Here is a 24,890-nt window from a genome sequence, read left to right as displayed (position 1 = left end):
TCAGGCGGCGCCTTTGGCTGCCACACCCTTTTCACTGAGATGGGTCTGCAACTCGCCGGCCTGGAACATTTCGCGGATGATATCGCAACCGCCGACGAACTCTCCCTTGACGTAAAGCTGGGGGATTGTGGGCCAGTTGGAGTAGTCCTTGATGCCCTGGCGCAGGTCGTCGGAGGTGAGAACGTTGATGCCCTTGTACTCGACCCCGAGATAGTCGAGAATCTGAACGACCTGGCCCGAGAAACCGCATTGCGGGAAACCGGGCGTGCCCTTCATGAAAAGGACAACGTCGCTGCTCTTGATTTCGTTGTCGATGAATTCGTTGATGCCGCTCATCGCAAATCCTCATGTCGCCGGGGTCAAGACCCGGTTTTCAGTATCCAAGCGTTATGTATTGCACCATTTCACGGGGTGCAATGTCACAGGGCGAAAACTTTTTGTCTCGATCATTCCGGAGCGCTGGTCTGAAGCGCGAGCGCATGGAGCGCACCACCCATATTGCCCTTCAGCGCATTGTAGACCATCTGGTGCTGCTGCACACGAGACTTGCCACGGAAGCTTTCCGCCACCACTTCCGCTGCATAATGATCACCGTCTCCGGCGAGGTCACGGATCGTGACCTTTGCGTCCGGAATGCCTTCCTTGATCAGGCGTTCGATATCGGCAGCGTTCATAGCCATGAGGTGGCGATTCTCCAAATCAATCCATGTTTCCCCGAGATATGGCGCTTCCGGGAGAGAAGGTCAATCATGAGGCGGAAGGTGGAGGAGAGGCGCGGTGTCGCCCCGGCGCCCCGGCCAATGAAAACCGACATTGGCCGGGGCGCAGGTTCAGTCCATGAATGCGGGGAACCAGGCCTCGTGTGCTTGCTTCAGCGCGCTGACGGAAACGGGTGCAGCGGCGCCGAGGACAAGAGACTGGCCACCGGTCGTGCCGATGAGCACGGCGGGAACGCCAGCCTTTTTGGCCGCCGAGAGCACGGTTTCGTGGTTCTTTGTGGTCGCGACATAACGCCCCTGATCCTCGCCGAAAAAGGCTGAAACCGGAGCGGCGGGTGCATCGACCGTGGCGCCGATGCCGGAGGCAATGGCCATCTCGGCCAATGCGACGGCGAGGCCGCCATCCGAACAGTCGTGGGTGGCGGTAAGCGCGCCTGAGCGGATAAGGCCGCGCACCAGATCGCCGGCGCGCTTCTCATGGGCGAGGTCGACCGGGGGAGGCGGGCCTTCTGCACGACCGTGGATGTCGCGCAGATAGATCGATTGCCCCAGATGCGTGCCCCAGCCTTCCGGCGCGCCGATCAGCACGATGGCTTCACCTTCTGCGGCGAAGGCGGCGCGGGCAGCCTTCTGCCAGTCGGGGATCAGGCCGACACCGGCGATGGTGGGTGTGGGCGGGATCGCTTCGCCAAGCGTCTCGTTGTAGAGCGAGACATTGCCCGACACGATGGGAAAGCCGAGTGCGGTGCAGGCCTCGCCAATGCCCTTGATGGCGTGGACCAGCTGGCCCATGATTTCGGGCTTTTCGGGATTGCCAAAATTGAGATTGTCGGTGGACGCGAGCGGCTCGGCACCGGTGGCCGTGATGTTGCGCCAGCATTCGGCCACGGCCTGCTTGCCGCCTTCATAGGGGTCTGCTTCGCAATAGCGCGGCGTGACATCGGAGGAAAAGGCGAGGGCCTTGTTCTCCTGCCCGTCGACGCGGACAACGCCGGCGTCGCCACCTGGAAGGTGAAGCGAATTGCCCTGAATGAGCGTGTCATACTGCTCCCACACCCAGCGGCGGGAAGAAAGATCCGGCGAATTGAGAAGTTTCAGCAGGCTTTCCGCGATGTCGGTTTCGGGCACCGGCCCTGCGAGCGGTGCCTCGCGCTTCGGCTCGACCCATGGGCGGTCATATTCGGGTGCCTCGTCGCCAAGCTCCTTGATGGGGAGATTGGCCACTTCCTCGCCCTGATGCAGGATGCGGAAGCGCAGATCGTCGGTCGTCTTGCCGACAATGGCGAAATCGAGCCCCCATTTGTGGAAGATGGCTTCGGCCTCGTCGCGCTTTTCGGGCTGAAGCACCATGAGCATGCGCTCCTGGCTTTCCGACAGCATCATCTCATAGGCGCTCATGCGCTCTTCGCGCACGGGAACCCTGTCGAGATCGAGCTCGATGCCGAGATCACCCTTGGCGCCCATCTCGACGGCCGAGCAGGTGAGACCGGCTGCACCCATGTCCTGAATGGCGATGACGGCGCCAGTGGCCATCAGTTCAAGACAGGCTTCGAGCAGGCATTTTTCGGTGAACGGATCGCCGACCTGCACGGTGGGGCGCTTTTCATCGATGCCTTCGTCGAATTCGGCCGACGCCATGGTCGCGCCGCCGACACCGTCGCGGCCGGTCTTGGCACCGAGATAGACGACGGGCAGGCCGACGCCTTCGGCCTTCGAATAGAAGATCGCGTTGGTTTCGGCGATGCCAGCGGCAAAGGCATTGACCAGAATGTTGCCATTGTAGCGGGCGTCGAAATTGACCTCGCCACCGACCGTGGGAACGCCGAAGGAATTGCCATAGCCGCCAATGCCGGAAACGACGCCGGCCACCAGATGCTTCGTCTTGGGGTGATCGGGCGCACCGAAGCGCAGCGCGTTCATGGCCGCGACCGGGCGCGCGCCCATGGTGAACACATCGCGCAAAATGCCGCCGACGCCGGTGGCCGCGCCCTGATAGGGCTCGATATAGGAGGGGTGGTTGTGGCTCTCCATCTTGAAGACCACGCACTGGCCGTCTCCGATGTCGACCACGCCGGCATTCTCGCCCGGACCCTGAATGACCTGCGGGCCCGATGTGGGCAGCGTGCGCAGCCATTTTTTCGAGCTCTTGTAGGAACAGTGCTCGTTCCACATGGCGGAGAAAATGCCGAGCTCGGTAAAGCTCGGCTCGCGGCCGATCAGATCGAGGATGCGCTGGTATTCTTCGGGCTTCAAGCCGTGGGCGGCGATGAGGTCTTCTGTGATCGGGATGTGATTGGGAATGGTCATGTGGTCGGCACGGTCCCTGCAAAGGGGTTGCTTAGGCTATCTCGCGCCTGCGTTACAGTATTGTGCCGGGATAATCCACTTCCCTTTGCCGGTTTTCATCAGCCAGGGGCCGGAAACGGCGGATCGGGTCGCCGACGGCGCCCTGTTCGAACTAGACCGGCTTATCGTACCGGTTGGGCCTGACGCCTGCCATCATGCGGTCGGCCATGACGGCAACGCGTCCCAGAAAGACGAAGGTGAGGAGGATGGCTCCCATGGTGACGAGCACACTCGGCCAGCCATGCATCTCCACGTCGAGGAACGGGTAGGGGACCTCGCCCGCGATCGGCGCGCGCATCAGCACATAGACCGAGTAGACCAGCGGATAGACGACAAAGAGCGGCACATGGCGCCAGGTGAGCGTGCCGTCCGCTCCCGCCCTGAGCCACCATACGAGATAGATTGTCGGCGCGATGTAGTGAAGGGTGACATCACAGAGCAGGAAAAGCCCCTTCGGCTGCCAAAGCGCCGACAGAAGGAGCCAGTAGATGATGGCCACCACGGTGATGGCCACCGCGACACCGGCGCGGACCCAGGCTTGGCTGAAAAAACGCAGACGGCCCGTCAGCGCTGCCATATGAACCAGCACCACAAGGATGTTGGTGAGAATTGTGAAGAACGAGAAAAAGAACACGACGGAGCCGACAAGGCTGCGCCCCGCCTCCATGGACGAGGTGAGGGTCAGGCCGAATTGCAGAATGAGAGCGGCCAGACCGACGAAAAGGCCGGTAACATTCAGAATTTTAGCCATGGGAAACCCCCGGAAACATAGACGGAACGCTTGCAATAGTTTTTGAATCTAAATTTAAGGTTTAGACCTAAAGCGATTTAACTGCCGTTTTATGGCAATTTATCAATCAGGCGGTGTCTGAGCTGTCTTTCAGCAACCGGATGCACCGGACGACCAGCGCATGATGTCGGCATTGATCTGCGCGCCGGCGCGGGTGGAGGCAAGCGGGCCATAAGTGTAAACCCGGGTCGGCGGGCCGGAGGCCTCGATCACGAGCAGGGGCAGGCCCTGTTGTTTCTTGCTGCGCATGATGAGGAGGCGCGGTCGCCCCACACGCGTGTCGAGCTCGGGGATCATGTGCAGATCGCGAAAACGTCGGTCACCGGAACGCATCCAGCATTTGGCGCCATTGCTGTTGATGTTCTGCAGGGCCGCGACCGGACTGGGGGCGCCGACCTGAAGACTGAGAGGACCGCCCATCGGTTCTGTCTGACAGGCTGCCAGTGCCAGAACGGGAGCGATCAGCGCGAGGCGAAAGCTTCGGGGTGATGGAAGACCAAAAGCTCCGGCACGCTCCATCAGGCGGCTTTCTCTAACAGGCCTGCGAAAAGCGCGCGCCCGTCATCGCCACCATGGGCGGCTTCGATCAGGTTTTCCGGGTGCGGCATCATGCCAAGCACATTGCCGCTCTTGCTGACAATGCCGGCAATGTCGTTGACCGAACCATTGGGATTGGTGCCTTCGGCATAGCGGAAGGTAACCTGGCCTTCGCCCTCGATGCGCCCGAGTGTCTCGGTATCGGCAAAATAATTGCCGTCGTGATGGGCGACGGGGCAACGGATGATCTGGCCCTGTTGATAACCGCGCGTGAAGGCGGTGTTGGCGTTGGTGACTTCGAGCCTGACTTCGCGGCAGACGAATTTCAGCGACGCGTTGCGCATGAGCGCGCCGGGCAGGAGGCCCATTTCGAGCAGGACCTGGAATCCGTTGCACACACCCATGACGAGCACGCCCCTGCGGGCTTTCTCGGCCACGGCCCTGCATGACCGGCATGCGCGCGGCAATGGCGCCGCAGCGCAGATAATCACCATAGGAAAAACCGCCGGGAATGACCACCAGATCGACATCGGGAAGTTCTGTTTCAGTCTGCCAGACGGTGATCGGCGCCTTTCCGGAAATTCTGGTGAGCGCTGCAATCATGTCGCGGTCGCGATTGAGGCCGGGAAGCTGGATGATGGCTGATTTCATGGGGACTGATCGCTCGGGCTTGGATCGTAGGGTTTTTGCGGGCCTTCGGCCAGTTCACGGAGTTCGAGGCGGCGTTCTATGCGGTCAAGGCGCTGATCCTGACGCGCGAGCGTGCCATAGATATTATGGATGTCGCCATGCATTGCGACCATGCTCCCCCTCAGATTGTTCACCTCGGCCTTTATGTCGCTCAAGGCGAAATCGATCTTGTCAAACCGCTCCTGCATTTTTTTGAGCAGTTCGTACATGAACTCGTTCGTCGCCTCCGCCATGATGTGTCTCCGTCTCCACAACCTCAGGTAACGGAGATAGTGTAGTCTTCAATCACCGTATTCGCCAGAAGCTTTTCGCACATGGCGTTGAGGTCGCTCTCAGCCTTGGCCTTGTCGGAGCCTTCAAGCTCCAGGTCGAAGACCTTGCCCTGACGCACGGAGCCGACATCGGAAAAGCCGAGCGCGTCGAGCGCGCCTTCAATGGCTTTTCCCTGCGGGTCCAGAACGCCGTTCTTCAACGTCACGGTGACGCGGGCCTTGATCACGTTTGTGCTCCTGATTTTCCGGACGCTGCCTAGTGGCGCGTCTTGTTGTCCTTAGAAGATACGAGCACGGGCCCGGTCCCCCGGGGTGGCTCGTTCTCGTTCATGATTCCGAGACGCCGCGCGACCTCCTGATAGGCTTCGACAAGCCCGCCCATGTCGCGGCGGAAGCGGTCCTTGTCCATCTTGTCCTGGGTGGTGGTGTCCCACAGGCGGCAGGAATCAGGCGAAATCTCGTCGGCAACGACAATCCGCATCATGTCGTTTTCCCAAAGCCGGCCGCACTCGATCTTGAAATCGACGAGCTGGATGCCGACACCGAGGAAAAGACCGGTCAGGAAGTCGTTGACGCGGATGGCAAGCGCCATCATGTCGTCGATCTCTGCCGGGCTTGCCCAGCCGAACGCCGTGACATGCTCTTCCGACACCATCGGATCGTCCAGCGCATCGGCCTTGTAATAGAATTCGATGATGGAACGCGGCAGAACCGTGCCTTCCTCAAGACCGAGACGTTTTGCAAGCGAACCGGCGGCGATGTTGCGCACCACGATCTCCAGCGGAATGATCTCCACTTCCTTGATCAGCTGTTCACGCATGTTGAGGCGGCGAATGAAATGCGTCGGAATGCCGATACGGTTCAGGTGTTCGAATATGTATTCGGAGATGCGGTTGTTGAGCACGCCCTTGCCATCGACAATCTCGTGCTTCTTCTTGTTGAAGGCTGTGGCGTCGTCCTTGAAGAACTGGATCAAGGTGCCGGGCTCGGGGCCTTCATAGAGAATCTTGGCCTTGCCCTCATAAATGCGGCGACGACGGTTCATGGCTTTTCCTGGTCCGTTGCCTAGACAGGGAAACTTCGTGCGGAAGTTCCGCAATGCGGCAGTTACAAAGATGCGTTGTTTCACGGGGTCTCTAGCGCAAACCCACCCATACCACAATTGCCATTTGCGAATGCCAACGTGTTTGTGACGGACCAGGCAAAGCGAGAATGCGCCCAATGAGCGTATTGACCCGGGGCTGGGCATCTGGTTTCTGCTTTCCAACCAGTTGTTTTTGCATCGCCAGGCGATGCACGTGCCGGAGGATTTGCGAATGGCAAACATGAAAGACCGTGAAGACGCTTTCGAGAACAAGTTCGTTCACGACGAGACACAGAAGTTCAAGGCCATGGCACGCCGCAACCGGATGCTTGGTGAATGGGCAGCCGAAAAGCTCGGCAAGAGCGGTGAGGAAGCCGAAGCCTATGCGCGCGAAGTGATGAATGCCGACTTCGAGGAAGCCGGAGACGATGATGTTTTCCGCAAGGTGCGCAAGGATTTCGACGCCGCCGGCGTCGAGCTTTCCGACCACCAGATCCGCCGCACCATGGATGAACTGCTCGCCACTGCGCTTGAGCAGATCAAGGACGGCGAATAGCCTTGCCGTTCTCTTCGCTCGCCACGCGGCTTGAGGCAGGGGAGGCCGTGTTCTCCGCCTGGTCTCTGATTCCCGATTCGCAGACGGTTGAAACCATTGCCGGTCTGGATTTCGGCGCTGTCACGCTCGACATGCAGCATGGCGGTCACCACGAAGACAGCGTGTTGCGTGGCGTGGCGGGAATTCGATTTCACCGCAAACATGCGGTGGTTCGCATTCCAGTGGGCCGGTTCGACATGGCCAGCCGTGCGCTCGACATGGGCGCAGAAGCGGTGATCGCGCCCATGGTGAACACGGTGGAGGATGCAAAGGCCTTTGCCGAAGCCATGAAATATCCCCCCGTGGGGCTGCGCTCATGGGGCCCGGGCTTTGCAATGTCACGCACCGGTGCATCCGACGGGCAGAACTGGCTCGGCACGGCCAATGCCGCCACGCTTGCTTTCGCGATGGTTGAAACGCGACAGGCATTTTCGCTGCTCGACGACATTCTGGGCGTGGAAGGCATTGACGGGGTGCTCGTCGGCCCGTCGGATTTTTCCATTGCCTGGTCGAATGGAGACACGGTCGATCCGGCGCTTGAGGAGATGATGCCCGCCATCACCTCCATCGCGGCAAAGGCGAGGACCGCAGGCAAACATGCCGCCATCTATGTGGTGGACCCGACACTCGTGGGGAGGTTCTATGCCATGGGGTTCCGGTTTTTCGCCATGGGGGCGGAGGCCGATTACATGACGCAAGGCGCCGCGTCCATGCTGTCTGCGGCGCGCGATTCCATCGGGAGCTGAACGCTCAAAGCTGCTGCAGGAACTTGGCGAAGGTCATCGAACCTTCCGGCCATGGGCCGAACCCCGATTCGGCATTGATGTGACCGGACTCTCCGGCATCCAGAAATAGCGAACCCCACGCGGCAGCAATGTCTTCGGCAACCTCGAAGGCACAGAAATGGTCGTTTCGGCTCGCGATGGTGATGGACGGAAACGGCAGGGGATTGCGGGGGTAGGGCCCGAAGGTCATCAGGTGTTTTGGCCGGATCTTGCTGTTTGCCACATCGGGGGGAGCGACGAAAAATGCACCCGCCACCGGTTTTGTGAATTCCGGAATGGCCTGAACGGCTGTGGCAACGCCCAGAGAATGGGCGACGAGAACGACCGGTTTTTCCGCTTCGTTGACGGCCTTGACGACATTGGCGACCCAGTCGTCGCGCACCGGCTTCGACCACGCTTCCTGCTCGACGCGCCGCGCCGATTTCAGCCGGGACTGCCAGCGGGTCTGCCAGTGATCGGGCCCGGAATTCGTGTAACCGGGAATGATGAGGATATCGGCGTCTGAAGCTTTCATGGCCGGCCATGTAGCCATCGTCTCCGTGCCATGCAAGCGCTCGGGGAGGTTGTGGCAAAAATTGTCGATATTTCGAACGATTTTTTTGTGATTGTATCCGCATCGGTGAACGAAGTGTTCGCCCGTCAGGCGCTTGCGCATGAGACAAGGCCGCGCCACTTTCCGCAGAAGCAAACGGTGGGCAGCCGGATCGGCAAGCCATCGGTTTCAATGGAGTTCTGGCAATGAGTGGTGTTCCCTTTGCAGCGACCGCGCCGGTAAGCATCGGCCGTGTCGGCCTGAAAGCACGTGACGCGCAGAAACTGGCAGCGTTCTACGCGGACATTCTCGGCCTTCGGGAGATGGACGGTGAGGGCGGTGCGATTGCGCTGGGGGTTGGCGGCCGCACCCTGATGGAGATCTCCGAGGACCGTTCTGCCGAGCCGGACAGTCCGCGCGAGGCCGGGCTCTTTCACACGGCGTTTCTGCTGCCGCAGCGGACTGATCTGGCACGCTGGTCGCTCTTTGCGCGGGACAATGGCTTGCGGATTGAGGGCGCCTCCGATCATCTGGTCAGCGAAGCGCTTTATCTTTCGGACCCGGAAGGCAACGGGATCGAAATCTATGCAGACCGTGCTCCCGATAGCTGGACGAGGAACGACGACGGCATTGCGATGGCGACCGAACCGCTCGATTTCGGCAGCCTGCTTTCCACGCTATCGCAAGACGATGCTGGCTGGCACGGTGCGCCGGAAAACACGGTGATCGGCCATGTGCATCTGCGCGTTGGCGATCGGGGAGTGGCGGAAACCTGGTGGCACGAGGCGCAGGGGTTCGACACGATGGCGCGCTATGGATCACAGGCGGTGTTTCTGGCGACGGGCGGATATCATCATCACATTGGCGCAAACAGCTGGCGCAGTGCCGGGGCCGGCCAGCGCAACCCGAACCGCACGGGCCTCTCCTGGATTGAACTGAAGAGCAGGAATGCAACGGCTGAGAAGGAAGTCGCGGATCCATGGGGGACGGTGATCCGCGTGTCTCCAACGCGCTGAGGCGGTTTGCGGGCAAAAACAAAACGCCGGCACATCGGGTGATGCGCCGGCGTTCTTGCGTTTCGGGGCAGGTGGATCAGCTTTCGCCGAAAACCCGTTCGAAGATCGTGTCCACATGCTTGGTGTGGTAGCCGAGGTCGAATTTTTCGCGGATCTCGTCTTCCGAGAGTGCGGCGCGCACATCCTTGTCGCCGAGAAGCTCCTCAAGGAAGTCGGCGCCGTGTTCCCAGACCTTCATGGCATTGCGCTGCACCAGCCGGTAGGCATCTTCGCGCGACACGCCTGCCTGGGTGAGCGCCAGCAGCACGCGCTGCGAATGGACGAGGCCACGGAACCTGTTGAGGTTTTTCTCCATCGCCTCGGGATAGACCACCAGCTTTTCCATCATGCCGGTAAGCCGCATGAGCGCGAAATCGAGCGTGACGGTGGCGTCCGGACCGATCATGCGCTCGACGGAGGAGTGGGAGATGTCGCGCTCGTGCCAGAGCGCCACGTTTTCCATGGCGGGCGTCGCATAGGCGCGGACCATGCGGGCAAGGCCGGTCAGGTTTTCCGACAGGACCGGATTGCGCTTGTGCGGCATGGCCGACGAGCCCTTCTGACCCGGCGAGAAATACTCTTCGGCTTCCAGAACCTCGGTGCGCTGCAGGTGACGCACTTCCACCGAGAGCCGCTCGATGGAGGAGGCGATCACGGCGAGCGTGGCGAAATACATGGCGTGGCGATCACGCGGGATAACCTGGGTGGAGACGGGCTCCGGCTTCAGGCCCATTTTCTCCGCAACATGCGCCTCGACGCTCGGGTCGATATTGGCGAAGGTGCCGACAGCGCCGGAAATGGCGCAGGTGGCGATCTCTTCACGCGCGTTGACAAGGCGGGTGCGGCAGCGCTCGAACTCGGCATAGGCCTGCGCCAGCTTGACGCCGAATGTGGTCGGCTCGGCATGGATGCCGTGGCTGCGGCCGATGGTGACGGTGTCCTTGTGCTCGAAGGCACGCTTCTTGAGGGCCGCGAGCAGCCTGTCGAGATCGTCGAGCAGGATGTCGGTGGCGCGCACGAGCTGGACGCTGAGGCAGGTGTCGAGCACGTCGGAAGAGGTCATGCCCTGGTGGACGAAGCGGGCTTCGGGGCCGACGATTTCCGCCAGATGTGTCAGAAAGGCGATGACGTCATGCTTCGTCTCGCGCTCGATCTCGTCGATGCGGTCGATGTCGAAGGTGGCGTTGCCGGCCTTTTCCCAGATGGTTTTTGCGGCTTCCTTCGGCACGATGCCGAGCTCGGCCATCGCGTCTGCCGCGTGTGCCTCGATTTCGAACCAGATGCGGAATTTGGTCTCGGGCGACCAGATTGCGGCCATTTCCGGCCGCGAATAGCGCGGGATCATGCGTGGCTTGCCTTCCATGAAAGTGGGGTCGGCGCCTGACTAGCAGAGCTGCGCGATTTCCTCAACGCGGCCTGACGGCATAGACGAGCGAGAGGGCGAAAAGTGCGGCCAATCCCCAGGGAAAATAAATCCTGAGGCCCAGCACGGCGAACTGATAGAGCGCGCCGGCCGTGGTGAAGACGAAATGAATGATCCAACTGGGGGACAGAAACGCGCCATGCCACTGGGCGTAGTAAAGGCGGTACTGCATGGCATAGAGCGCTGCCGTGATGGCGAGCGTTGCAATGGCAAAGGCGAGAAAGGCAGCCGAAAAGCGTGTTTCGGCCCTCGCATTGCGAGCGACCAGCGCCTGCATGAAATGGCCTGCGGGAAAGGCAAGCGCGCCGCCAAGGGCGAATAGCGCGCCAAGCAGGAGGGCGCGCGGCTCTGCCTGCCACTCCAGCTGGCGGGAAAGGAGGATGACGGCGTTGGCGCCCATCACGCCGCCCCAAAGGGCAGCGCCGGCAAAAGCCACGCGCGGCGAGGGCAAGGCCTTCCGGAGCCGGGCAAAAAACGGTCTCATGATGACGTGATGTCTCTGCCGCCCGCCAATAACACGGATCAGAGCCGGCCGGTCACGGCGATGAAACGGTGATCGGGGCCCTCGAAGCCCACCTTGCGCACGGCGATGATAACGGCAAAGACGGGGGCGGCCTCTGCGGGATAAAGGGTCTGGACGCCGGTGAGCGCATAGCCGAGCGGGCAGCCGCGGCTTTGCGGAATGGCGCTGTCTTCATGCACGGTCTCTGTCTGCATGCCCGGCTCGGTAGCGATGCGGGTGAGGCGGAAACCGGTCGGCTCGCCAAACCCGTAGCATTCGGCGCCGTCGGGCATGGGGAGTTCCGTCAGGCGAAACTCGAGAGGACTGTCGATGGAAGGAAAAACCGGGCGCGGACTGACGGCCAGGCGGAAGGGATCGGCCGATTGCTCCGTAACGGCGTTCCAGCCGGCGGTGAAGCCGCGATTCCTGGCGAGAACAGTATCGGAAATGACGGACTGGGCCTGGGATTTTGCCTGGGCGCGGGCATCGAATACGCTGGCGCCGTCCTGTTGAAGCGTCACGCGGATCGGCGTGCCGGGCAGGAAACTGTCGCTGGCCGTGTCGATGTAATAGCGGTTTGCATAGGCGAAGCCAGACCCGTCCTGAACGCCGTATTCCTCGAAGGCGAAGGTGCTCCCATCGGCTGAAAAGCCGAGGATTTCGACTGTGGCCGTGTCGCCGGCCCGGACCGTCAGTGCCGAGGCGAACATGGTGGCAATGACGAGAATGAAACGAACGATCTTCATGAAAATACCCCTCCCGGCATGCTGGCCCTAGCGTGCCGCTCCGTGTTTCTGCGTCCAGGCCGGAATCATATCACGTTCGGCCGGCGTTGCGGCAAAAACACCGCGGGCGATGGCACGGGCCATGGTTGCGGCGGCGGCGGCGTTGAGATCGATCACGTCCTCGAGATCAAGCGGCGTTTCATTGCGGCCGGTCGACAGGGCGAAGACGAGATCGCCGTCGACGGGCGTGTGGGCTGGCCAGATGGCGCGCGCAAAACCGTCATGGGCAGCGATGGCGAGACGCTTTGCGGCGGGCTTGTCGAGCTTTGCATCGGTGGCGATGACGGCAATGGTGGTGTTGCCGCGCGCGGCCGTGCGCATTTTCGTGGTGACGCTGGAACCATCCGCCGGAAGCGGGTGAGGCAGGCCAAGGCCGCCGAACTCGCCATCGATTTCAAATGGAGCAGCCCAGAAATGCGGCGTGGTTCCGACGGTGACGGAGCCTACGGCGTTGACGGCGACCAAAGCGCCTATGGTGACGCCGTTTTCAAGAACCGTTGAGGCGGAGCCGAGCCCGCCCTTGAGGGTTGCCGTGGTAGCGCCAGTGCCAGCACCCGCGGTGCCGATCTCGAACTCCTCGGATGCCGCCATGGCGGCGGAAAAGCCGAAATCGCGATAGGGCGAAAAACGGCCCCAGTCCTTGTCGCCGCCATTGGGCAGGTCGAACAGGATGGCACCTGGCACGATGGGCACGCGAAAGCCCAGAATTTCGAACCCCCGACCCATTTCGCGAAGTGCTGCCTGAACGCCGGCCGCCGCGTCGATGCCGAAGGCCGAGCCGCCCGACAGTGTGATCGCGTCCACCCCGTCGACCAGATTGTGGGGCTCGAGCGCGTCGGTTTCGCGCGTGCCCGGCGCGCCGCCGAGAACCTGCACACCTGCCGTTGCCGGTGTTTCGCAAAGAATCGCCGTGACGCCGGATTTCACGCGCTCGTCGGCGTGATTGCCGACCGCAAGCCCCTCGACATCGGTGATCAGGTTGCGTTTGCCCCTGCGCCACATCATTCCACCTCTTTGAAGGTCTGCCCGTCAAAGCGAAACAGTCGGTAAAGCGGCTGCACAAGATCGCCCTTTTCATCGAAGGCGTGCGGTCCGAGTGCAGTCTGGAAGGTCTGCGCGGCGAGCGCTTCGGCGGCGGTCCCCTCCGAAGCCGTTGCGGCAAGGGCGATTTCCATGGCCGCATAGCCAGGAAGAACATAGCCGTCGGGAACGATTTCGGCTTCCTCAAGCGCCCTGCGTGCTTGTTCGCTCGCAATGTCGGCCCACCGTGGCAAGCCAATCATCAGTGTTCCCTCCGCAAGTGGGACGGCGCTTTCCTCGGCGCGCAGAGCCTCGCCGCCGGCAATGGTGAGATCGTAGTCCATGCCGGATGCATCGCGCGCGAGAATGGCGATATCGCTGCGGTCTCCGCCCACGAAGACATGGGTTGCGCCCGAACGTTTCAGCCGGCCTGCCAGACCGATCTGATTGTCGAGCTGCGGGCGGAACGTATCGATGAAGACAGGCTTGAGCTCCTGCAGCTCGGCCGTTGCACGCAGGTTCTCAGACAGTTCGCGCCCATAGATGGTTCCATCGTCGACAATGGCAAAGAAGGCATCGCGCCAGCGAGGCAGGAGCAGCCGCGCCACGGCATCGCGCTCTGCATCTGCCCGGGGCGCGGTGCGGAAAACGGGCCAGCCCGTTCGTTCGCGCTGGTCCGTGAGGGTTGCCGTGCGCACACCGGGCGTGATGACGGGAACGCCGGCTTCGGCAAAGAGAGGCAGGGCCGCCTCGATGGCGTCCGTGCACAGAAATCCAACCACCACAGACACCTTCTGTTCGATCAGTGTTCTGGCGGCGGCTTCACCCGCCTCGGCACTGCACCTGGTGTCTGCCTCGACGATCCGGGCATCCGCCGATCGAGCGGCGACGCGTGCACCGTCGCGCATCTGTTGCCCAAGAAGACCGAAACTTTCGCTCAACGGCGCGGCCAGCCCGACAGCCTGCTCCTGCGCGTTGGCGGCAGGCAGGCTGAAGGCAGCAAGGCTGCACAGAATGAGAAAGGCGGAGCAACGCATATCTTGAGTTCAGTCACCCGTTGGACGGTTGCGCAGTAGCATGAGAATCAGCCGGCTCGCACCTGAAGTTAACCGCAAAGCTGAAGTTCTGGTAAATAACTGTGTCGTAAAGCAGTTCGGACAATGGGGGCCTTTCCGGCGGGACCCTGCTGGCGCAGCGCTTTTTCGGATTTTGGGCTGTCGGTTCCCGACGTGCCTTGGTAAGGCTCTCCGCAAATCCTATATCGCACATGTGAGTTGAAAAGAGTTGACTGTGCTGAAGACCAACGAGATCGAACCGCGCCACTATCGCGATGCAATGGCCCGTTTTGCAGGTGCCGTTCATGTTGTCACCACTGATGGCCCGGCTGGTCGGCGCGGTGTGACGGCCATTGCGGCGTGTTCGGTCTCGGACAATCCGCCCACGGTGCTGGTCTGTCTCAATCGCGAAAACCCGAACAATGACAGCTTTCTGAAGAACGGTGTGTTCGCGCTCAACACGCTGACGGCGGATCACCAGGAACTGTCCAACGCATTCTCGGGGCTGACCGGGCTCTCCCCCGAGGAGCGCTTTGCGATGGCCCCCTGGAAAACGATCGCCACCGGCGCGCCCACGCTTCCTGACGCACTTGCGGTGTTCGACTGCCATGTGGTCGAGACGGTCGAAATGGGCACGCACCGGGTCTATTTCGGCCGGGTCGCTGGCCTCAGCATCGGCGATAAATCCAGCCCGCTCCTCTATCATGAGCGGGCATACCGGGTATTGTAGCCTCTCGATCCTGAACGCCATTCGGGAAACATTGGGGGAATGATGGACCAAACGAGCTCACGCGGCCTGCCGCAATCCATCGATGAAACGCTGGCGCTTCTGACGGACGGCGGCTATGTGGCCGACCGTTCGCTGGCCACCGTGCTTTATCTCAGCCTGACGATGCAGCGCCCGCTTTTTCTGGAAGGCGAGGCGGGTGTGGGCAAAACCGAGATCGCCAAAGTGCTTGCGGACCGGCTCGGCCGAAAGCTCATCCGGCTGCAATGTTATGAAGGGCTCGATGTCTCATCTGCCGTCTATGAGTGGAACTATGCGGCGCAGATGATCGAGATCCGGATGGCCGAGGCGGCAGGGGTCCACGACCGCGCGGAGATGGAAAGCGGTGTATTCTCCGAAAAACACCTGATCCGGCGTCCGGTTCTGGAAGCGCTGGAAAGCAGCCTGGATGGACCGCCGATCTTCCTGATCGATGAGCTCGACCGGGCGGATGAGGCATTCGAGGCTTATCTTCTGGAAGTGCTGTCGGACTTTCAGGTGAGCGTGCCGGAACTGGGCACGATCAAGGCTGCCGAACCGCCGATTGTCGTCATCACCACCAACCGCACGCGCGAGATCCACGATGCGCTGAAGCGGCGCTGCCTTTATCACTGGGTCGATTATCCGGATGCGCAGCGCGAGCTCGATATTCTTGCCCGCAAGGTGCCGAACGCCAATGCGACGCTGGCAAAGCAGATCGTGGTGTTTGTGCAGAAACTGCGTGAGCTTGATCTCTTCAAGGCTCCTGGCGTTGCCGAAACCATTGACTGGGCCACGGCGCTGACCGCGCTTGGCAAGGACGGGCTCGATGCCGAATCCGTCTCGGACACGATGGGCGTGCTTCTGAAATATCAGGATGACATTGCGCGCATGGAAGAGGGCGAGGGCGCGCGGGTGCTGGAAGAGGTGAGGGCCGGCTGAATGGCTGCCGCCCCGGCATCACGCAGATCGGCAGAAGGCGAGCCGCAGGGCGCGCGACTGGCAAGCCGCATTGTCGGCTTTGCCCGCATGCTGCGCCGCGCGGGGCTGAGGATCGGCCCGGCCGCGGTGATGGATGCGGTGCGCGCGGTGCTTGCTGTCGGTATCGAGAACCGTTCCGATTTCTACTGGACCCTTCATTCGACGATGATCTCGCGGCGCGAGGATCATGCGGTGTTCGATGCCGTGTTCCGCCTTTACTGGGCGCGGCTTGAGGATCGTGATGAGACGGACGATGGCGGGGATGGCGAAGAGGCGGAGGTTCTGCGCGAGAAGAAACGTGCGGGAGACCGGCGTGCCGAAGATGCGCTGGATGAGGAGCGGCGCGCGATCATCAGGAAACGCCCGGAATTCGAGCTGGATGCGCGCCTTTCCTTCACGGCGATGGAGGTGCTGCGCAACAAGGATTTCGCGCAGATGTCGGCGGCTGAACTGGCGGAGGCGCGCCTTGCCATGCGTGATCTCACACTGCCGTTTGACAGGGTGGCGACACGCCGTTTCAGAGCCAACCCGCGTGGTGCGCGGATTGACCCCCATGCCATGCTGCGGTCGAGCCTGCGCACGGGCGGTGATCTGATCCTGCCGAGATTCCGCTCGCCGCGCGAGATCGCGCCGCCGCTGGTGGCGCTGGTCGATATTTCCGGTTCGATGAGCCAGTATTCGCGTGTTTTCCTGCATTTTCTCCATGCGCTGACGGAAAAGCGCAGGCGCGTTCACAGTTTCACCTTTGGCACGCGGCTGACCAACATCACGCGTGCGCTTAGCCGGCGCGACCCGGACGAGGCGATTGACGAGGCCTCAGACACGGTGCGTGACTGGTCGGGCGGCACACGGATCGGCACGGCGCTGGGCGATTTCAACCGGCTGTGGTCGCGCCGGGTTCTGGGGCAGGGTGCCATCGTGCTTCTGATCACCGACGGGCTGGAGCGCGATCATATCGAGGTTCTGTCACGCGAGATGGAACGGCTTTCGAAATCCTGCCGGCGACTGATCTGGCTGAACCCGCTGCTCGGTTTCGACGGGTTTGAGCCGCGTGCACGCGGCATGCGCGCCATGCTTCCGCATGTGGACGAGCTGCGGCCCGTGCATTCTCTCGATGCGCTTGGCGATCTCGTTGCAGCGCTGACGGCGCCGACCCTTGGCGGGGACTTGGCACGGCACTTCCAGCGTGCCCATATGAGAGGCGGGAGAAACGCCAATGTCTGATCTTGTGCACAAGGACGATGCGCGCGATCCGCTGATGATCGCGGAGGAATGGATGAGGGCCGGCCGCGACGTGGCGATTGCCACCGTGGTGGAAACCTGGGGCTCTGCGCCGCGGCCCGTGGGTAGCCATCTGGTGATCGACACGGAGGGCAATTTCGAGGGCTCGGTTTCGGGCGGCTGCGTGGAGGGTGCGGTGGTGGCGGAGGCCGCTGACGTGCTTGCCGAGGGCAAGGCGCGCATGCTGGAATTCGGTGTCGCCGACGAGACCGCCTGGGAGGTGGGCCTTTCCTGCGGCGGGCGCATCAGGGTTTATGTGGAGAGGCTCGGCTAGTGGACCCGCATTCGCTGAAGAAACTGAACGCGCTGAGGCGCGAGCGCCAGGCCGCGATCCTGCTGACGGATCTGGGCGACGGTCGCGACCGGGTGGTCGGCGAGGGCGATGCGGTGGCGGGAGCTCTTGGGGAGGCCGTTGCGTGCGCCTTTCGCTCTGGAAAATCCGGGGTGGCCGAGGTCGATGGCCGGAAGTTTTTCCTCAACGTGCATCTGCCCGCGCCGCGTCTGGTGGTGATCGGAGCGGTGCATATCAGCCAGGCGCTGGCACCGATGGCGAAGATCGCCGGGTTTGACCTGACAGTCATCGATCCGCGCACCGCCTTTGCCTCGCCGGAGCGTTTTTCCGATGTTGTGCTCCACGCCGAATGGCCCGACGAAGCGCTGGCCCGCCAGCCGCTTGATGCCTATACGGCGCTGGCCGCGCTCACGCACGATCCCAAGATTGATGATCCGGCCCTGAGAGCGGCGTTCGAGGCAGAGTGTTTCTACATTGGTGCGCTGGGAAGCCGGAAGACCCACGCAAAACGTGTGGAGCGGCTGACCGGGGCCGGTGTGGCGGCTGAGGCGCTCGAGCGCATCGATGCGCCCATCGGGCTCGATATCGGGGCGGCGACGCCAGCCGAGATCGCCGTGGCGGTGCTGGGAGCGGTGATCAGGGCGCTGAGAACACGAGGGCTTCAGGCGGGGAGTGTTTCGGCGTGAAGTTCGGGCCAATAGCCATAGACGAGGCCGAAGGGGCGGTGCTTGCGCATTCCATGCTGGCCGGAGGCGCCCGGCTGCGCAAGGCGCATCGGCTGACGGCAGAGGACATTGCGCTTTTGCAGGCCGAAGGGGTATCGACCGTGATTGCCGCAAAGCTGGAGCCCGGCGATCTGGATGAAGACCGGGCGGCGGCGCGGCTGGCGGAGCATCTTGTCGTGGACGGGATCGTCGCACGGGCGCCGGCCACGGGGCGCGTGAACCTTTACGCCGAAAAGGCGGGGCTGTTCATTGTCGACAGGGGCGCGGTCGATCGACTGAACGCCGTAGACCCGGCCATCACGCTTGCCACGCTGCCAGATTACAGCGCGGTGGCCGAAGGGCAGATGGTGGCCACGGTGAAAATCATCCCCTTCGCGGTCTCGGCCGGGCGGGTGGACGAGGCGATGGAAAAGGTGCGTGCAAGCGTTTTTCGCCTTGCGCCCTTCCGGCCGCACGCGGTGGGCATGGTGCAGACGGCACTGCCGAGCCTGAAAGACAGCGTGCTCGACAAGACGGCGCGGATCACCGGGGATCGGCTGGCACGATCGGGAAGCCGCGTGACGCGCGAATTGCGGCCGGCGCATGAAACAGACGCCGTCGCGCGCGCGCTGCGTGCACTCAGGGATGAAAGCGACATGCTGCTCGTTTTCGGTGCATCGGCGGTGTGTGACGCCGATGACGTGATACCAGCTGCCATCCGCAGGGCGGGCGGCACGGTGGAGCGGGTCGGCATGCCGGTCGATCCGGGCAATCTTCTGGTGCTGGGCACGATTGACGGCAAGCCGGTGATCGGCGCGCCGGGTTGCGCGCGCAGCCCCAAAACGAACGGGTTCGACTGGGTGCTCGACCGGTTGATGGCGGGGCTTGCGGTTTCTTCCGCAGACATTGCCGGGATGGGCGTCGGCGGGCTGCTCGCCGAAATTCCAACGCGACCGCAACCGCGCGAAGGAAAGGGAGAGCCGCGGGAACTGGCCGTGTGGGGCGTGCTTCTGGCGGCGGGCCAGTCGCGCCGGATGGGGGATCACAACAAGCTTCTGGCCCGTTTCGACGGCGTGCCGCTGGTGCGGCGGACGGGTGCCGCATTGGCAAAGGCGCGTGTGGGCGGTGCCGTGGCCGTGCTCGGGCATGAGGCGGAGCGGGTGCACAGCGCGCTTGACGGGCTCGGTCTGGGGATTGCGTTTAACGAGGCCTATGAAGACGGGCTCTCGACCTCGCTCAGGACAGGCATTGCGGCACTGCCGGAGGGCGCCGCAGGTGCGCTTGTCATGCTGGCCGACATGCCCGAGATCGGACTTGAAGATCTGAACCGGCTTGTCGATGCCTTCGTGAAGGCGGGCGGCAATGCGGTTGTGCGGGCAACCCACAATGGCAAACGCGGCAACCCGGTGATCCTGCCGCGCGCACTCTTTGCAGAAGTGGCGCGGCTTCAGGGCGACACGGGCGCAAGGCATGTGGTGGAGCAGGGGCTGGTTTCGGTGATCGATGTGGAAACGGGGGCTGGCGCGCATCTTGACGTGGACACGCCGGAGGCCCTGGAAAAAGCGGGCGGCGTGTTGATTCAATGAGTTTTGTTTTTATTGGAAGATTCTGTTTTTCCTTTCTTTTCGTCATTTTTTCGGTCGTTGCCGCGCAGGCATTTGAACTGGCTTCGCACAAGGACCGGCTATTTGCCTATCCGGCGGTTCTGTCATCAGGCGAAGGCGGCGCTTATCGCGTTGTCGATTACCAGGAGTTGCGCGACATCAATGGTCGCGATGCCGTGCCGGAACGCCGCGTCGAGGGGCGCTATGTCTCCACCGGTGTGCGGCGTTTTCAGCAGGATCTGGCATTGCGGACAGATGCCGGAACGGTGCGGCATTTTGCGGTTGGCAAGACCAGGCAGGCGCGCGCGATCGTTCTTTATCTGCACGGGCAGGGCGGGAACCGGCGGCAGGGGGTGAACGATTTCAGCTTCGGCGGCAACTTCAACCGCATCAAGAATCTGATGGCGAAGAGCGGCGGGCTTTATCTCTCGCCGGATATCCCCGATTTCAGGGCGCGCGGCACGGCGCAGATTGCCGCGCTGATCGCGCATTATGCGGCGCAATCGCCCGGCGCTCCGGTCTTTGTGGCGTGCGGTTCGATGGGCGGGGCGCTCTGCTGGCAGCTCGCACGGCATGAAGACACGGCCCGGCGGCTCGGTGGCCTCCTGCTGCTGGGCTCCATGTGGGACGAGGGGTTTTTCCAAAGTCCGGCCATTGCTGCCCGCGTGCCGGTGTTTTTTGGACACGGCAGCGAAGACCGGGTTTTCCCGGTGGAGACACAGGAGGCGTTTTTCAGGAAAATCCGTTCCGCTGCAAAGGGTTATCCTGCACGTTTCGTGCGGTTCGAGACCGGAACGCATGGCACGCCCATCCGCATGACCGACTGGCGCGAAACGCTGAACTGGATGCTGACCGGAAAATGAAGCGGGGCCTCAGGGCCCCGTATGATAGTCGAGAATGGTGACCGGATCCTGTTCGCCATCGTAGGATGCATCGACATCGTAGCGCACGAGCGTGAAGGTTCCTTCGCGGAAGATCCACGTGCCGGCGGAGAAGGCATCGCCCAGGCCACGCCATTTGTTGTAGCTGGTGAGTGTCAGCGTGTCGGCGTCGTATGTGGAGTTCAACATCGTGTCTCTGGCGGTGTATCCGACGATGCGGATATCCTCGACCTTGCCGGAGCTGTCGCCGTCTTCATATTGCACGCTTGTTTCGGGCGCAGCGAACTGGAGCGGCGTGAGGCGGCCATCCTCGTCTGCCAGAATGTAGGTGTGCATCTCGTTATAGGCGCCGCTTGCACAATAGAAGCGGAAGAGCCGGGCTTCGTGCTTCGGTGTGTCGAGGCTCTCATGGGAATAATTGAACGGGATCGTGTAACTCTCGACCTGCTCGCTTTCTTCCCGTTCCTGCGCCTGGGGACAGACAGGCCCATAAAGGGACGAGAAAAGCGCTTGGGCCCTGGCCAAAACGGGGTCGGCCCCCATCGGGAGAACCATCACCGCAACTGGCGGGAAGGACATCGCGCAGGGTTCCGCTGGCCGATTTCATTTCGGCGTTCTCGATCTGGAGTGGCTTGTAGGGTGAGCCCTGAATTTGCGGGTCGGACAGGCGCAGTGTGTAGCAACCGGCGAACACCCGCTCACTGCCATCGCTGGCATGCGCGCGGATGGCGACGGGCAGCGAATAGATGCTGCTGCCGGCTGCACCTTCGGAGCTCGCGGTACCGGTAACGAGCTCGACATGCTCCGTGTCGGCATAGCCTTCCTGATAGGCGTCGAGACTGGCAGCCGGCGGGGTGGCGAAATAATCGTAGGCGCGCGCATATTCCTTGCGGTTTATGGCGTTGTAGAGCGATTGAAGCAGGGCCTGAGGCGTGGACCGGTCATCCAGATAGGGCTGGCTTTGGGCAAACGCCGGGGCTTGCAGTGCGGCAAGGATGAGTGCTGTCGAAATGGCGGGTTTCATCAGGGCCTCCTGGCTTGGACCGGCGCCGAATGTGGCACGGGGAGCGGTGATTCGCATTGATGATAGCAGGCCCGGCAAGCCCGGATCATGATGGCACGGAGCCGGACTGCGTGCATTCTGCAAATGCTTCAATTAGAATGAATTTTCAGAGAGGTTTCTTAACCCCGGCGGGCTAAGGCTCGACAGGGTATGTCTGAATGAACAGGGCTCCGGGCGCGAACCGGAACGAGTGAGATGGCCATTGACGGTCGCCGCGATTTCGCGGCCCTGCTTGACGAACTGATCGATGAGGAGGCCGAGCGCCTGAGCGGTGCCGGTGCCAGCCTGAACTCGCTCGACTACCTGTCTGTTGCCGAGGAACTGCATTCGGGGCGCATCAACTTCACCGACCGGCGGGTGCAGGCCGAATATGGCCAGCACCAGAAAGAGACGGTAGAGCAGCCCAAAAAGACCAGAAAAAAGCAGGTGCCGCCACCGCCGCCGCCCTCTACCGATCCGCAGGACATTGCGCGCGAGCTGGGCCTGCACAAGTCGGTGGAGCCGCAGCTTCTTGACCGATTACGCCGCGAATTCGCCTTCCGCAATCATCCCGACCGTGTGCCCGAGCATCTGCGGGCAAACGCCATGACGCGCATGCAGGTGGCGAACATGCTCATCGACGAAGCCAAGCGCGGCGCAGTCAGACCGCGCGGGGCTGGTGAAGCCAGGGCATGAGACGTTCGCGCCTGAGCCAGCGCACGTAAAGCAGCACCGAGACGATCGCGAGACCGCTTACAAGGCCAATCCAGATGCCGGGACCCTTCATGCCGAGCACGAAGGCAAGGACCACGCTTGACGTCATGCCGAGCCCCCAATAGCCGAACAGCGAATAGATCATCGGAACCTTCGTGTCGTGCAGGCCGCGCAGCATGCCTGCCGCGACAGCCTGTGCACCGTCGAATATCTGGAACAGGCCGGCAAAGGCGAGGAAGGTGACTGCAAGCCCGACGACCTCGGCATTTTCCGGTAGCCGGAGGTCGATGAATGCGCCGATCAGCGGTTTGGGGATGGTCACCATCAACAGCGCCATCAGTGCCATGAAGCCGACACCCATGACAAAGGCGGTCCAGCCGGCGCGGGTGATGCCGTCGAGATTTTGAGCGCCAAATGCGCGACCGACACGAACGGTTGCCGCCTGCGCCAGCCCCATGGGCACCATGAAGCTGATCGAGGCGATCTGAATGGCAATGGCGTGGGCTGCCAGTGCCGGGGCGCTGATGAGCCCCATCAAAAGGGCTGCGGCGTTGAAGATCGTGACCTCGAAGGTCATCGACCCGGCAATTGGCAGGCCGAGGCGGATCAGCTCGAAGAAGCGCGGCCAGTCGGAGCGCCAGAAACGTCCGAAAAGCTGGAAGCGGCGAAACTGTCGTTCGATGGAGACCACCAGAACGAGACCAAGGAACATCAATGTGCTGGACAGTGTCGTGGCAATGCCCGAGCCGGGCACACCCAGCGCCGGAAAACCGAGATTTCCGAACATCAGGCACCAGTTGGCGAGCACGTTGAAGGCCACCATGATGAACATGATTGTCAGCGCCCAGCCGGGTCGCTCCAGCGCCGAGATGAAGGAGCGCAGGACAATGTAGCCGAAAAAGGGAAGGGCGGCCCATTGCAGCGTGCGCACATAGCTGCCGGCGATGGTCGCGAGCTTCGGCTCCTGTCCCATCCATGACAGGATGGCCTCGGACTGCCACAGCAGAAGCCAGATGGGAACGGACACGGCAATTGAAAGCCACAGCCCCTGACGCACGGTGCGACGCACATCGCGCACCGAATGAAGCTTGCGACCGAGCGCGCTCGCCATCATGGGCGAGGTGGCAAGCAGAAGGCCTAGGCCGAAAATGAGCGGTGCGAAATAGAGATTGTAGCCAAGCGTGCCGGCAGCGAGCGCGTCCGGCCCAAGGCGACCCATCATCATGACATCGGTCGTGGTCATCGCAATCTGTGCCAGATTGGTGAGCACCATTGGCCAGGCAAGCGCGAGCATTGCCCGCGCCTCGGCGGTCCATGGATTGGCGCTCACGCGGGCGCCTGGAGCAATAACCGTCATGTCGTCTACCCTTGTGGCGGGCGGAAAACTCGACGCCAGCCAGAATCACTCGCGGAAGGAGGATGCCTTCGGCGAAGCATCGTTTTTAGCGAAGCATGGCGGTCAGGCAAGAAGGGAGTCTTGGTCCAGATCCGCTTTGTATCGGCTGATGCAGGAGAGGTGCGATGCGCATGCGGGTTCGCTTGTCGCTGCAGCGAAGAAAACGCCCGGTTGTCGTTTTCTCATCCATCCGGCTGGAGAAGTGTCCTCCGCCGTCTGCCTAGCAGGGAAATGACCGTTCGAGACTGTCGGCAAGCGCCGAAACAGTGCCCGGGGCGGCTGCCGTTAGCGAGGTTTCGAGTGCGGCAAGATCGAGTGGAGGGTCCACTGGTGACATGTCGCGCCCGACGCTTGCGAGATAATCCCGGAACTTCCAGTCGTCCAGCGGTTCGCCGACCCGGTGCATCCAGCCATTGGGAACACCAAAGGCATCGGCGACGATGAGGCCGTGCAGGCTTGTAGACAGGATGAAATCGCAGCTTGCAATGGTGCGCGCTATCTCAAGCGTGTCGGGTGAGGCGAGATTGATCCGATGCACGCCGGGCAGCCTGGCGAGTTCCCGGATCGCCGGGGCCTGCTGATGATGGATGTGAGGTATGATGCCCCAGCGATAGCGCTTTTTGGGTTTTTCCATCATGCGGGAAAGAAGCAGCGCCGGGTCGCCAAGCGGCGTGGCGGCGTCGACACGCAGGAGATCACGCGTCAGTGGACCACGCACGCAGTGAACAATCATGTGGCGGTAAAGCCCTGAAACATCCCCGAAGCATCCCGTTCCCCAGACATGTGTGCGGCGCAACGGGCGCCGCAGGATGCGCTGCCAGCGCCGTTTCGTGAAATCGCCGAGAAGGCTGCCGACCGCAATCATGTCGCAGGTTTTGATACCCGCATGCACCACCGGGCGGCGGGCGTGGTGGCTTACAATGATCGGAGAAAGATCGTCGCCGAAATTGCCCTGCGGCGCACGCCACCAGTAGAGTCGTATGGGTCTCGACAAAACACCCTCGCACACGCTGAAAGCCATCGGGACTTGTTCATATGAGAACGGTTATACGCCACAAAT

The 24,890-nt window shown here is 62.1% G+C and carries 30 protein-coding genes and 1 pseudogene; 12 read left to right on the top strand and 19 right to left on the bottom strand.

Annotated features, from left to right (window positions below; translation table 11 throughout):
* The 9 genes and pseudogenes from grxD to purC all read right to left on the bottom strand — a co-directional run bounded on the left by grxD (nt 1) and on the right by purC (nt 6,399).
* Nucleotides 1-336, bottom strand: a complete 336-nt coding sequence (gene grxD, locus AB2N04_RS13310) for a Grx4 family monothiol glutaredoxin (RefSeq protein WP_367714922.1) — start codon at nt 334-336, stop codon at nt 1-3.
* Nucleotides 337-446: 110 nt separating this feature from the next.
* Nucleotides 447-680, bottom strand: coding sequence for a BolA family protein (locus tag AB2N04_RS13305; protein ID WP_367714921.1), 234 nt, complete (start codon nt 678-680; stop codon nt 447-449).
* Between the two features lie 150 nt (nt 681-830).
* Nucleotides 831-3,026: a phosphoribosylformylglycinamidine synthase subunit PurL gene (gene purL / locus AB2N04_RS13300; RefSeq protein WP_367714920.1), complete on the bottom strand. Its 2,196-nt coding sequence runs from the start codon at nt 3,024-3,026 to the stop codon at nt 831-833.
* Nucleotides 3,027-3,177: 151 nt separating this feature from the next.
* Nucleotides 3,178-3,816, bottom strand: coding sequence for a Pr6Pr family membrane protein (locus AB2N04_RS13295; protein ID WP_367714919.1), 639 nt, complete (start codon nt 3,814-3,816; stop codon nt 3,178-3,180).
* A 129-nt stretch (nt 3,817-3,945) separates the two neighbouring features.
* Nucleotides 3,946-4,374 carry a hypothetical protein gene (locus tag AB2N04_RS13290; protein WP_367714918.1) on the bottom strand — a complete coding sequence of 143 codons (429 nt, stop codon included), beginning with the start codon at nt 4,372-4,374 and terminating at the stop codon, nt 3,946-3,948.
* Nucleotides 4,374-5,043, bottom strand: a pseudogene (gene purQ, locus AB2N04_RS13285) (phosphoribosylformylglycinamidine synthase subunit PurQ). Before purQ ends, AB2N04_RS13290 begins: the two are co-directional and overlap by 1 nt.
* Nucleotides 5,040-5,315: a hypothetical protein gene (locus tag AB2N04_RS13280; protein WP_367714917.1), complete on the bottom strand. Its 276-nt coding sequence runs from the start codon at nt 5,313-5,315 to the stop codon at nt 5,040-5,042. The pseudogene purQ and the gene AB2N04_RS13280 overlap by 4 nt, the downstream one beginning before the upstream one ends.
* Before the next feature lie 23 nt (nt 5,316-5,338).
* A complete protein-coding gene (purS, locus tag AB2N04_RS13275) occupies nt 5,339-5,581 on the bottom strand; it encodes a phosphoribosylformylglycinamidine synthase subunit PurS (protein WP_367714916.1) in 243 nt (80 codons plus the stop codon).
* Nucleotides 5,582-5,610: 29 nt separating this feature from the next.
* The gene (gene purC / locus AB2N04_RS13270; RefSeq protein ID WP_367714915.1) at nt 5,611-6,399 is read right to left on the bottom strand and encodes a phosphoribosylaminoimidazolesuccinocarboxamide synthase; all 789 of its coding nucleotides are present in this window, start codon (nt 6,397-6,399) and stop codon (nt 5,611-5,613) included.
* A gap of 271 nt (nt 6,400-6,670) precedes the next feature.
* On the opposite strand from purC, the gene AB2N04_RS13265 reads away from it, so the two are divergent.
* Together AB2N04_RS13265 and AB2N04_RS13260 are read left to right on the top strand one after the other, a co-directional pair.
* The gene (locus AB2N04_RS13265) at nt 6,671-6,994 is read left to right on the top strand and encodes a DUF1476 domain-containing protein (protein WP_367714914.1); all 324 of its coding nucleotides are present in this window, start codon (nt 6,671-6,673) and stop codon (nt 6,992-6,994) included.
* 2 nt (nt 6,995-6,996) lie between these two features.
* Nucleotides 6,997-7,779 carry an HpcH/HpaI aldolase/citrate lyase family protein gene (locus AB2N04_RS13260; protein WP_367714913.1) on the top strand — a complete coding sequence of 261 codons (783 nt, stop codon included), beginning with the start codon at nt 6,997-6,999 and terminating at the stop codon, nt 7,777-7,779.
* 4 nt (nt 7,780-7,783) lie between these two features.
* Here the strand turns inward: AB2N04_RS13260 and AB2N04_RS13255 are convergent, their stop codons facing one another.
* Nucleotides 7,784-8,332 (bottom strand): RBBP9/YdeN family alpha/beta hydrolase, encoded by a 549-nt coding sequence (locus AB2N04_RS13255; RefSeq protein ID WP_367714912.1) that lies wholly within the window; start codon nt 8,330-8,332, stop codon nt 7,784-7,786.
* 51 nt (nt 8,333-8,383) lie between these two features.
* On the opposite strand from AB2N04_RS13255, the gene AB2N04_RS13250 reads away from it, so the two are divergent.
* Together AB2N04_RS13250 and AB2N04_RS13245 are read left to right on the top strand one after the other, a co-directional pair.
* Nucleotides 8,384-8,560 carry a hypothetical protein gene (locus tag AB2N04_RS13250; protein ID WP_367714911.1) on the top strand — a complete coding sequence of 59 codons (177 nt, stop codon included), beginning with the start codon at nt 8,384-8,386 and terminating at the stop codon, nt 8,558-8,560.
* The gene (locus AB2N04_RS13245) at nt 8,557-9,366 is read left to right on the top strand and encodes a VOC family protein (RefSeq protein WP_367714910.1); all 810 of its coding nucleotides are present in this window, start codon (nt 8,557-8,559) and stop codon (nt 9,364-9,366) included. The genes AB2N04_RS13250 and AB2N04_RS13245 overlap by 4 nt, the downstream gene beginning before the upstream one ends.
* Nucleotides 9,367-9,442: 76 nt before the next feature.
* Here the strand turns inward: AB2N04_RS13245 and purB are convergent, their stop codons facing one another.
* The 5 genes from purB to AB2N04_RS13220 form a co-directional block, all read right to left on the bottom strand.
* Nucleotides 9,443-10,750, bottom strand: a complete 1,308-nt coding sequence (gene purB / locus AB2N04_RS13240) for an adenylosuccinate lyase (RefSeq protein ID WP_367714909.1) — start codon at nt 10,748-10,750, stop codon at nt 9,443-9,445.
* 61 nt (nt 10,751-10,811) lie between these two features.
* The gene (locus AB2N04_RS13235) at nt 10,812-11,312 is read right to left on the bottom strand and encodes a hypothetical protein (RefSeq protein WP_367714908.1); all 501 of its coding nucleotides are present in this window, start codon (nt 11,310-11,312) and stop codon (nt 10,812-10,814) included.
* A gap of 38 nt (nt 11,313-11,350) precedes the next feature.
* The gene (locus tag AB2N04_RS13230; protein WP_367714907.1) at nt 11,351-12,076 is read right to left on the bottom strand and encodes a DUF2259 domain-containing protein; all 726 of its coding nucleotides are present in this window, start codon (nt 12,074-12,076) and stop codon (nt 11,351-11,353) included.
* A gap of 27 nt (nt 12,077-12,103) precedes the next feature.
* Nucleotides 12,104-13,117, bottom strand: coding sequence for a P1 family peptidase (locus AB2N04_RS13225; protein ID WP_367718814.1), 1,014 nt, complete (start codon nt 13,115-13,117; stop codon nt 12,104-12,106).
* Nucleotides 13,117-14,172 carry a branched-chain amino acid ABC transporter substrate-binding protein gene (locus AB2N04_RS13220; protein ID WP_367714906.1) on the bottom strand — a complete coding sequence of 352 codons (1,056 nt, stop codon included), beginning with the start codon at nt 14,170-14,172 and terminating at the stop codon, nt 13,117-13,119. The genes AB2N04_RS13225 and AB2N04_RS13220 overlap by 1 nt, the downstream gene beginning before the upstream one ends.
* 253 nt (nt 14,173-14,425) lie before the next feature.
* Here AB2N04_RS13220 and AB2N04_RS13215 point away from each other — a divergent pair, with 253 nt between their 5' ends.
* Genes AB2N04_RS13215 through AB2N04_RS13185 form a run of 7 tightly spaced genes read left to right on the top strand, consistent with a single transcriptional unit; the run spans nt 14,426 to nt 20,660 of the window.
* Nucleotides 14,426-14,920 carry a flavin reductase gene (locus AB2N04_RS13215; RefSeq protein WP_367714905.1) on the top strand — a complete coding sequence of 165 codons (495 nt, stop codon included), beginning with the start codon at nt 14,426-14,428 and terminating at the stop codon, nt 14,918-14,920.
* Between the two features lie 42 nt (nt 14,921-14,962).
* Complete coding sequence (locus tag AB2N04_RS13210; protein WP_367718813.1) at nt 14,963-15,877, top strand: AAA family ATPase; 915 nt, start codon at nt 14,963-14,965, stop codon at nt 15,875-15,877.
* Nucleotides 15,878-17,140 carry a VWA domain-containing protein gene (locus tag AB2N04_RS13205; protein ID WP_367714904.1) on the top strand — a complete coding sequence of 421 codons (1,263 nt, stop codon included), beginning with the start codon at nt 15,878-15,880 and terminating at the stop codon, nt 17,138-17,140.
* Nucleotides 17,133-17,471: an XdhC family protein gene (locus AB2N04_RS13200; protein ID WP_367714903.1), complete on the top strand. Its 339-nt coding sequence runs from the start codon at nt 17,133-17,135 to the stop codon at nt 17,469-17,471. Before AB2N04_RS13205 ends, AB2N04_RS13200 begins: the two co-directional genes overlap by 8 nt.
* Complete coding sequence (locus AB2N04_RS13195) at nt 17,471-18,175, top strand: XdhC family protein (protein ID WP_367714902.1); 705 nt, start codon at nt 17,471-17,473, stop codon at nt 18,173-18,175. Before AB2N04_RS13200 ends, AB2N04_RS13195 begins: the two co-directional genes overlap by 1 nt.
* Entirely contained in the window at nt 18,172-19,779 is a 1,608-nt protein-coding gene (locus tag AB2N04_RS13190) for an NTP transferase domain-containing protein (RefSeq protein WP_367714901.1), read from the top strand. The genes AB2N04_RS13195 and AB2N04_RS13190 overlap by 4 nt, the downstream gene beginning before the upstream one ends.
* A complete protein-coding gene (locus tag AB2N04_RS13185) occupies nt 19,776-20,660 on the top strand; it encodes an alpha/beta fold hydrolase (RefSeq protein ID WP_367714900.1) in 885 nt (294 codons plus the stop codon). Before AB2N04_RS13190 ends, AB2N04_RS13185 begins: the two co-directional genes overlap by 4 nt.
* Nucleotides 20,661-20,669: 9 nt before the next feature.
* Here AB2N04_RS13185 and AB2N04_RS13180 read toward each other — a convergent pair whose 3' ends face one another.
* Entirely contained in the window at nt 20,670-21,203 is a 534-nt protein-coding gene (locus tag AB2N04_RS13180) for a DUF1176 domain-containing protein (protein WP_367714899.1), read from the bottom strand.
* Complete coding sequence (locus tag AB2N04_RS13175; RefSeq protein WP_367714898.1) at nt 21,085-21,702, bottom strand: hypothetical protein; 618 nt, start codon at nt 21,700-21,702, stop codon at nt 21,085-21,087. The genes AB2N04_RS13180 and AB2N04_RS13175 overlap by 119 nt, the downstream gene beginning before the upstream one ends.
* A gap of 234 nt (nt 21,703-21,936) precedes the next feature.
* On the opposite strand from AB2N04_RS13175, the gene AB2N04_RS13170 reads away from it, so the two are divergent.
* Complete coding sequence (locus tag AB2N04_RS13170) at nt 21,937-22,416, top strand: hypothetical protein (RefSeq protein WP_367714897.1); 480 nt, start codon at nt 21,937-21,939, stop codon at nt 22,414-22,416.
* Here AB2N04_RS13170 and AB2N04_RS13165 read toward each other — a convergent pair.
* Nucleotides 22,382-23,791: an MATE family efflux transporter gene (locus tag AB2N04_RS13165; protein WP_367714896.1), complete on the bottom strand. Its 1,410-nt coding sequence runs from the start codon at nt 23,789-23,791 to the stop codon at nt 22,382-22,384. The two genes, AB2N04_RS13170 and AB2N04_RS13165, sit on opposite strands and share 35 nt — an antisense overlap.
* 259 nt (nt 23,792-24,050) lie before the next feature.
* The gene (locus AB2N04_RS13160; protein WP_367714895.1) at nt 24,051-24,851 is read right to left on the bottom strand and encodes a polysaccharide pyruvyl transferase family protein; all 801 of its coding nucleotides are present in this window, start codon (nt 24,849-24,851) and stop codon (nt 24,051-24,053) included.
* Between the last annotated feature and the right edge of the window lie 39 nt (nt 24,852-24,890).

The organism is Nitratireductor sp. GISD-1A_MAKvit (assembly GCF_040819555.1).
In the GTDB taxonomy this organism is placed as follows: Bacteria; Pseudomonadota; Alphaproteobacteria; order Rhizobiales; family Rhizobiaceae; genus Nitratireductor.
The sequence above is the reverse complement of the archived record's forward strand: the minus strand, read 5'-3'. Positions and strand labels throughout refer to the sequence as shown.